Below are 8,566 nucleotides of genomic sequence, written 5' to 3'. Positions count from 1 at the left end.
CACTATGACTCGTCCAGCCGTGCACATCAGCCTTGGTGTGCTCACGATGGGCGGTTTTATCGCCGGTGTGATTTTCTGGGGCGGTTTTAATACTGCACTTGAAGCCACCAACACCGAAGCATTCTGTATCAGCTGCCACACAATGCGCGACAACGTTTATGTTGAGCTGCAAGAAACCGTGCACTGGAAAAACCATTCAGGCGTACGTGCCACTTGCCCAGACTGCCACGTACCACACGAATGGACCGCTAAAATTGCGCGTAAGATGCAAGCCTCTAAGGAGGTATTTGCGCAAGTTTTTGGTGATTTAGGTACCCCTGAAAAATTCGAAGAGCGCCGTATTGAATTGGCCAAGCATGAGTGGGAGCGCTTTTCAGCCAACAACTCATTGGAATGTAAAAATTGCCACAATTACGATTCGATGGATTTCGAACAGATGTCGGCAACCGCGCGTATTCAGATGAAACAAGCAGCGGAAAAAGATCAAAGTTGCCTAGATTGCCATAAAGGGATCGCCCACAACCTGCCTAAAAATATGGATAGCTCAGGTGGACTGATTGGCGAGCTAGAGCAGTTGGCATCTAAAACCGATTACTCGGTCGGCAAGCAAGTGGTGAGCGTTCGCTTCTTACCTATTTATGAAGATGCGCAAGCTCAAGTGGAAGCAGGCCTTCTGAACCCAGCATCGGCAGTCACGGTATTGGATGAGAAAGGCGAGATGATTCAAATCGAAATTGATGGTTGGCGTAAAGCAAAAGGCTTTGGTCGTGTGATCCAAGAAGATTTTGGTATGAACATCGCTGTGGGCTCCTTGATGAAAGAAGCGGCACAAAATGATGCAATCGTCACTGTTGGTGAAAAGCGTGTCGATGATCTCACCGGTCTACCTTGGGAAAAAGTAAACGCGAAAGTGTGGATGAAAAAACAAGCCATGCTCGATAGCGTGGATCCAATTTGGGAAAAAGCGGGTGAGGCCTATAAAACGAACTGCTCTGTCTGTCATAGCCAACCGGATGAAGCGCATTTTGATGCGAATACTTGGCCGGGCATGTTTAACGGCATGATGGCATTCGTCAACTTCGACACAGACAGCGAAGCGTTAGTCTTGAAGTATCTACAAAAACACTCTTCAGATTTTGCTGAAGGTCACCATTAATCCACGTCAAACGGAGTTTTAAATATGGCGATTACACGAAGAAGTTTTCTTAAAGGTGTAGCAACCACCAGTGCGGCGTCGGTTATTGGGCCAAGTTTATTGGTCTCGACATCGGCTAACGCTGCAGAAACAACAGGCAGTTGGAAAGTATCAGGCTCTCATTGGGGTGCATTTCGCGCACATGTGTATGGCGGAAAAGTACAATCGGTCAAGCCGCTAGAGTCAGACACGCACCCCACTGATATGCTCAACGGAATCAAAGGCATTATCTATAGCCCATCACGAGTGCGTTACCCAATGGTTCGCCTTGATTGGCTCAAAAAACATAAATACAGCGGCGAAACACGTGGCAACAACCGTTTTATCCGCGTCACTTGGGATGAAGCGTTGGATCTGTTTTATCGTGAACTTGAGCGTGTACAAAAAGAGTACGGCCCTTGGGCGCTGCATGCAGGACAAACGGGTTGGAACCAAACGGGGTCATTTCACAACTGCACAGCGATGATGCAACGCGCTGTAGGTATGCACGGTAACTTCATCACTAAAGTGGGTGATTACTCAACAGGTGCAGGCCAAACCATTCTTCCTTACGTGTTAGGTTCGACAGAAGTGTATGCCCAAGGAACCTCTTGGTCGGAAATTCTTGAGCATTCAGACAACATTGTTTTGTGGGCGACCGACCCGGTAAAAAACCTGCAAGTTGGCTGGAACTGTGAAACGCACCAATCCTTTCCTTATCTTGATCAGTTGAAAGAAAAAGTGGCAAAAGGAGAGATCAACGTTATTTCGGTTGATCCAGTCAAGAATAAAACCCAGCGCTTCTTAAACAGTGACCATTGGTACATTAACCCACAGACCGATGTGGCGTTTATGTTGGCGGTGGCGCATGTGTTGTATAACGAAGATCTGTATGACAAGGCGTTCATCAAAACCTATTGCTTAGGATTTGAACCTTTTATTCAGTACGTTCAAGGCGAAACGAAAGATAAGATTGTTAAGTCGCCAGAATGGGCCGCCGAGATTTGTGGCGTAACAGCCGATAAGATCCGCGAATTTGCACGTATGCTCGTTAATGGCCGAACTCAGTTACTGTTTGGTTGGTGTATTCAGCGTCAAGAGCATGGCGAACAGCCTTACTGGGCTGGTGCGGTTGTGGCTGCGATGGTTGGTCAAATTGGCCTGCCAGGCGGGGGGATCTCCTACGGGCATCACTATTCTGGCATTGGGGTCCCATCAACCGGTTTTGCCTCGCCCGGCGGTTTTCCACGTAACCTAGATACGGGTTCAAAACCGAAATGGGACAACGAAAACTACAACGGCTACAGTAAAACGATTCCTGTTGCCCGTTGGGTCGATTGTTTGCTAGAGCCGGGTAAAGAGATCCGCTACAACGGTTCGAGCGTAAAATTACCTGATTACAAAATGATGGTTATTTCAGGCAACAACCCGTGGCATCATCACCAAGATCGTAACCGAATGAAGAAGGCGTTCCGCAAGCTTCAAACCGTCGTCACGATCGATTTTGCTTGGACGGCGACTTGCCGTTTCTCCGACATCGTTCTTCCTGCCTGTACTCAGTTTGAGCGCAATGATATCGATGTATACGGTTCTTATTCGGGCAAGGGTTTGATTGCCATGCACCGCTTGGTTGACCCTCTGTTCCAATCGCGTACTGACTTTGAGATTTTCACTGAATTGACGCGTCGCTTTGGCCGCCATGAAGAGTTCACACGCGGCATGGATGAGATGGAGTGGGTCCGTTCGCTCTATAACGAGTGTAAAAAAGCCAACGCGGGTAAGTTTGATTTACCAGAATTTGAACAGTTTTGGCAGCAGAGCGTACTGGATTTTGGTGAAGGCCAACCTTGGGTTCGCCACGCCGATTTCCGTAAAGACCCTGAGATAAACGCATTGGGTACACCGTCTGGCTTTATCGAGATTACGTCACGTAAGATTGGGCGTTATGGCTATGAACATTGCCAAGATCACCCGATGTGGTTTGAAAAAACCGAGCGTTCGCACGGCGGTCCGGGTTCAGATAAGCATCCATATTGGTTACAATCTTGTCACCCAGATAAGCGTTTGCACTCACAAATGTGTGAGTCAGAAGAGTATCGCGCGACCTATGCTGTCAATGGCCGTGAGCCCGTGTATATCAACCCAATCGATGCGAAACAAAAAGGCATTAAAGCTGGGGATTTAGTTCGCGTATTTAATGATCGCGGCCAGCTATTAGCTGGTGCCGTTTTAAGCGATGGCTACCCGCGCGGCGTGATCCGCATCGAAGAGGGGGCGTGGTATGGCCCGTTGAATGAAAAAGAGGGAGCTATTTGCACCTATGGCGATCCAAATACACTCACACTCGATGTCGGCTCATCTGAGCTGGCGCAAGCCACTTCAGCCAATACTTGCATTGTCGATTTCGAGAAATTTACTGGTAAAGTACCACCAGTGACGTCATTCGGTGGACCAATCGAAGTGGCGTAATTCCGTCATTAGCTCAACGAAACGCCAGCAAACATGCTGGCGTTTTACTTGTCACATCCAAACTTGTACCTTGGGCGTTCTCATTGTTGAATAAAACAGCATACGGAGCCACGTCAAAGAGAAAACGTGATCAAAACAACTTACATGCAACGCGAATTCATTAGACACTGCCAGAACAACAATTTGTACTTTGTACTGAGGTGTTATGACAACGATCACTCTGCCATGTCATCGAGAAGTTGAGTTACTTCAACCGGATTTGATTGCCCAATTGCAAGGCGATGAGATCAGTTTTTCCTATTCAGGCATACATAACTCGCCCATTTCCGATCACTACTCGCTGTTTCGCACTCTATTTGACGTTGAATCGGACGCACGAGTAATTGGTGACGGTTTTCAAATGCTAGCGCAAACTGCAGGTTCGCCGCATCATCCGGTGGATGTGGGGCGTTGCCCTGACAATAGCTTGAGCTACCGGATTTACCCGCTGCAAGACAGCCAACGTTATTACAACACGCTGGTGATTGAACAATCCACCGGATACCAACTGTTTGGTTTTACCTCTTGCCACCGTTTTGCTGGCTATTTTGAAATTCTTGAGGAAAGGACGGGCACCTATTTAGTCGCTTCCATTGACGGCGAGCAGACCCATCCACAAGATTGGACAAATAACAGTTTAGAATCCGTCGTTATTTTGCAAGGTGATTCATTATCAGGTTTGTATCAACAGTATGCGCAATATATTAGTTGTCACCATACGCCGCGTGCTGGTGTGGCACAACCTGCGCCCGTTGGATGGTGTTCATGGTATGCCTATTATGCCGATGTTAATGAACAGCACATCCTAACCAACCTTGCGGCAATGCAAGGAGAACTTTCGGGGCTAGAATGGGTGTTGCTGGATGATGGCTATCAGGCGTTTATGGGCGATTGGTTGACGCCGTCCGATAAGTTTTCTCGTGGTGTTAAAGCGCTGATCCAAGAGATCAAACAAGCGGGCAAAAAAACCGCAATTTGGCTCGCGCCCTTCATTGCACAAGCTGAATCTCAATTGTTTAAGCAACATCCAGATTGGTTTGTACAAAATGCTCAAAGACAACCACTGAAAGCTGAAGAAGTAACCTACGGTGGCTGGCGCTGTACACCTTGGTATGTGCTGGATGGCTCTCATCCTGACGTGCAGGAATACTTAACCCATGTGATCAAAACCATGAAAGAAGAGTGGGGGGTTGAGCTGTTTAAGTTGGATGCGAACTATTGGGGAGCACTTAAAGGGCGGCGTTATCAGTCGGGAGTGACGGGTGTTGAAGCGTACCGTTTAGGTATGCAGGCGATAGCAGAAGGCGCGGGAGAGGCATGGTTACTTGGATGTAACGCGCCGATGTGGCCGTCACTGGGTTTAGTAGATGCCATGCGTGTTTCGGACGATGTCGAGCGTTCGCCACAGCGCTTTGAACAAATCGCTAAAGAGACTTTTTATCGCAGTTGGCAGCACCGCAAGTTATGGCAAATTGATCCTGATTGCGCAACACTGACGTCGCTTGCGAATCAATCGACCGATCGCGTCAGCTATGAATTTCATCGCAATGTATTGCTTGCGTGTGGTGGCTTGTTGCTTTCAGGTGATCCACTCCCAGAATTGACCTCTTTTGCTAAGCAGAGTCTAAATAAGTTAATGATTAGGCGCAAACACAACCAAGATGCGGCTAAGCCAACTTCATTGGCTCTCAATCACCTATTTTTAAAGTTAACAGAACGCAATGATCTGCACTGCGTGTTCAATTACCAAGGTAAGGCATGTGACTATACCTTAACAGCGAGCCAGCCAGTGAATTGGTATGACTACTGGACAGGAGATAAGCTTTCGCCAGAGCCAGTCAAAGTATTTGAAGTCTCCTTGGCAAGTGGCTTAACCAGCCGAGCAGTGATTACCTCTTGTTAGTGGAGTGCCCTTGTTAACAGAGTGCTCTTGTTAAGAGTGCTCAGGTTAACTGAATGATTCGGGGTAGCAGAATGCTGCGCTAAATTAGCCATAATTTCTTAACCACAAGTCATGACAAATTCTGAAAATCAGGTAAAGTATCGGCCTTTGTGAGCAATCTCGCCTATCACCTTCGATAGGCCATTAAATAGCATTAAAATAGGAAGAAAGATGATTTTCGTTGTCGGTCATAAAAACCCAGATAGTGATAGCATTTGTGGTGCATTAGTTGCTGCTGAATTACTTAAAGCACGTGGTCTAGAAGCAACGCCTGTTCGTCAGGGTGAAATTAACCGTGAAACTCAACACATTCTTGCAACAGCTGGTGTTGATCAACCTGAACTTCGCACTAGCGTCGCGGGCGAAAAAGTATGGCTTGTGGACTATACCGATCTTGCACAAGCACCTGATGACATCAACCAAGCGGAAATTCTCGGTATTGTTGACCATCATCGCCTAGGCGACGTAATGACAGTGAATCCGCTAGAAGCGTGGATTTGGCCAGTCGGCTGTACCTGCACTATCTTGTTCAACCTATTCAAGATGGAAAATGCACCAATCACACGTCCTTTAGCCATATTGATGATGTCTGCGATTTTGTCTGACACGGTCGGTTTTGCGTCTCCAACGTGCACACCAAAAGATAAAGAAGCTGTGCTGGCACTGGCTGAAATTGCTGAGGTTGAAGACCTTGATGCCTTTATTAAAGCGCTTTTGATTGCGAAAACAGACATTGAAGGTTTATCTGCCGCTCAACTTGTTGAGAAAGATTTGAAAGCTTACCCATTCAACGGCCGTGATGTGGTGGTTGGTCAAGTGGAATTGGCAACGCTTGAACAAGTCGATGGCATGATTGACGCCATTCAAGCAGACCTAGTTCGTCGCTGCAAAGAGGAAGGCCTTGCGTTTGCCGCCGTGATGTTGACCGACATTACCACCGCGCAGACCCGTCTTCTTTATACTGGTGAATGGGCTGAAAAACTAGCCAAACACGAACAAAATGGCATGTTGATGATGGAAAATACCTTAAGCCGTAAGAAACAAGGTTGGCCTTGGCTGCAAGCTGAATTGGCTTAATCCTTTTTATCATCTTATTGTTTAAGATTCTAAATTTAACGCCTGCAGTGCTACACTGTAGGCGTTTTTATATTCCCCAACTTTCGCATGGAGCCGGGCTATGGCAGACGCATTAACCACAGAACAGATAGAAGCAATCAATCGCTATAATGAAGAAGAACGTTTTAAATACTGCATTAAAGCCATTGTTGCAAACCGTGAAGTTTGGATACTAAAAGATGAGCACGGTTGTGTCATGCTCAACACAGAAGAAGATGATTGTGTTCCTGTGTGGCCTAACCAAGAGTTTGCCAAGGCATGGGCAACAGGCGAGTGGCAAGCGTGTGAAGCGGAAGCGATCTCTTTGAACAAATGGCACAGCCGTTGGACTTCGGGCCTAGAAGAAGATGAACTGTCGGTGGTAGTGTTCCCCAATGAGAATGAAGAAGGCGTTGTGTTATTTCCCGACGAGTTCGATTTTGAATTGAAAAAGCAAGCCAGTAAAACTCGCTAACTCAAAGAGCTTCTGATAGAAGCTCTTTTCTGTTCTATTGGCGCGCTAATCCCGAAAGAAATAGGTTCCAGATTAACGAGTTATCTGGCTATCCGAATGTCTATTGATGGATAAAAAATCACGAATTTGAACGTCTGCTCGCATAGATGATAACTTATCGTTCAATGAATCCCACGCTTGTTTCTGGTCGAGATTTTGAGAGGGAGTGTTGTCGACATTTGGAGCAAATTTATACGTAATTGCTCGGCCGGTCGGCTCCCTGCCCACAACCATTTCGTCTATTTTATTTGTTAAACCGATATTTCCATAACTTTCGGCCATCTTCTTTACTCCTGCAACTAAAGGAGCTTTCCAAGGTTGCACATTATAATAAGGAAACTCGCCTTTGAAAGAAATATACTCGCTTAATGATTGATCACCGCTAGCCATACTAGATTTAGACAATAACATCAGGTCAAGAAATATATTCTTAGGTAACGATAACGTCAGTACAATGTTGACATTGCGCTTGCCTTTTCCATTTAGCTTAAATAAAGGCTTTAAATTGCCAGATTTAGAGTTAAGGTAAGAGATGCTAGCTTTTCCAAAAAGAGACGGGTTATCCAATCCCAACTCGGCAGATTTAATGCCAAACACTCCCTTAAGATCTTTGGGAATATTATTATCGTAACAACGAAAAACGATAATATAGTTGGAGTCAACCGAATCTCCTTTTGTATCAGTTAACGTATTAGAAATAAAAACTTGAGCACTCGTTACCTGTGTATTGTCACTAATGTAAGCAAGATGAATATTACTATCTCTCTGGATGTCTATATTATATCCATCCAAAAGTTTAGCTATTTCAGCATCGGCTCTGTCCTTTACTTTGTTGACAGTATCATTATCAACAGGTAAATAACCTATCGCCCCTTCTGCGAAGCCGAGTTTGTATGTTTGAACATCACTAAACCCTTTAGCATCGAGCATATCTTTACGCGCTTCCAACGATTGACTACATATCTAGCCAGTAGATCCATTTCTTCTAAAAGAAGCACTTTTCCTTTCGCAAAGTTAAATCGTCCACACACATGATCAATTACCATCGATAATTTGTCTGTGGGCAATATCCCAACAGGACAGACAATAAAAATAGGATCAATGAACTCTTTTATGTCATGACTATTAGAGCTAGAGGATATATTTCGGTATTGGTCGATAGAAGAGCGATCTACATTGATAGGTATAATGGATGCTCGGCCTCCTTCCTCAACAACAATACGAGATATTCTATTTGCCAAGGTATGGTCACCCCCTCCTGACATATATGGATTGAGTATAACAACATCTCGTCCCTTGGTTGGCGCACTCGCCTCACTATGAACAGCTGCTG

General features: G+C 45.8%; 6 protein-coding genes and 1 pseudogene. 5 read left to right on the top strand and 2 right to left on the bottom strand.

Annotation, left to right across the window (positions count from 1 at the left end; translation table 11 throughout):
- The 5 genes from torC to AACQ21_RS02020 all read left to right on the top strand — a co-directional run.
- A partial coding sequence (torC, locus tag AACQ21_RS02040; protein ID WP_258174221.1) for a pentaheme c-type cytochrome TorC occupies window positions 1-1,156 on the top strand: 1,156 nt, incomplete at its 5' end.
- A gap of 24 nt (window positions 1,157-1,180) precedes the next feature.
- Window positions 1,181-3,643, top strand: a complete 2,463-nt coding sequence (gene torA / locus AACQ21_RS02035; protein ID WP_105977076.1) for a trimethylamine-N-oxide reductase TorA — start codon at window positions 1,181-1,183, stop codon at window positions 3,641-3,643.
- A 205-nt stretch (window positions 3,644-3,848) separates the two neighbouring features.
- Window positions 3,849-5,585, top strand: coding sequence for a glycoside hydrolase family 36 protein (locus AACQ21_RS02030; RefSeq protein WP_105977075.1), 1,737 nt, complete (start codon window positions 3,849-3,851; stop codon window positions 5,583-5,585).
- A gap of 210 nt (window positions 5,586-5,795) precedes the next feature.
- On the top strand, window positions 5,796-6,701 hold the full coding sequence (locus AACQ21_RS02025) for a manganese-dependent inorganic pyrophosphatase (protein WP_105977074.1): 906 nt from the start codon (window positions 5,796-5,798) through the stop codon (window positions 6,699-6,701).
- Window positions 6,702-6,801: 100 nt separating this feature from the next.
- The gene (locus AACQ21_RS02020; RefSeq protein ID WP_017047713.1) at window positions 6,802-7,194 is read left to right on the top strand and encodes a DUF2750 domain-containing protein; all 393 of its coding nucleotides are present in this window, start codon (window positions 6,802-6,804) and stop codon (window positions 7,192-7,194) included.
- Between the two features lie 72 nt (window positions 7,195-7,266).
- On the opposite strand, the gene AACQ21_RS02015 is transcribed toward AACQ21_RS02020, so the two are convergent.
- Window positions 7,267-8,181 (bottom strand): hypothetical protein, encoded by a 915-nt coding sequence (locus AACQ21_RS02015; protein ID WP_258174220.1) that lies wholly within the window; start codon window positions 8,179-8,181, stop codon window positions 7,267-7,269.
- A pseudogene (locus AACQ21_RS02010) lies at window positions 8,097-8,566 on the bottom strand (hypothetical protein); the annotation flags it as partial. The pseudogene AACQ21_RS02010 and the gene AACQ21_RS02015, both read right to left, overlap by 85 nt.

This window comes from Vibrio sp. V01_P9A10T6 (assembly GCF_963877065.1).
GTDB lineage: Bacteria > Pseudomonadota > Gammaproteobacteria > Enterobacterales > Vibrionaceae > Vibrio > Vibrio anguillarum.
This window is presented reverse-complemented; position numbering and strand designations above follow the sequence as displayed.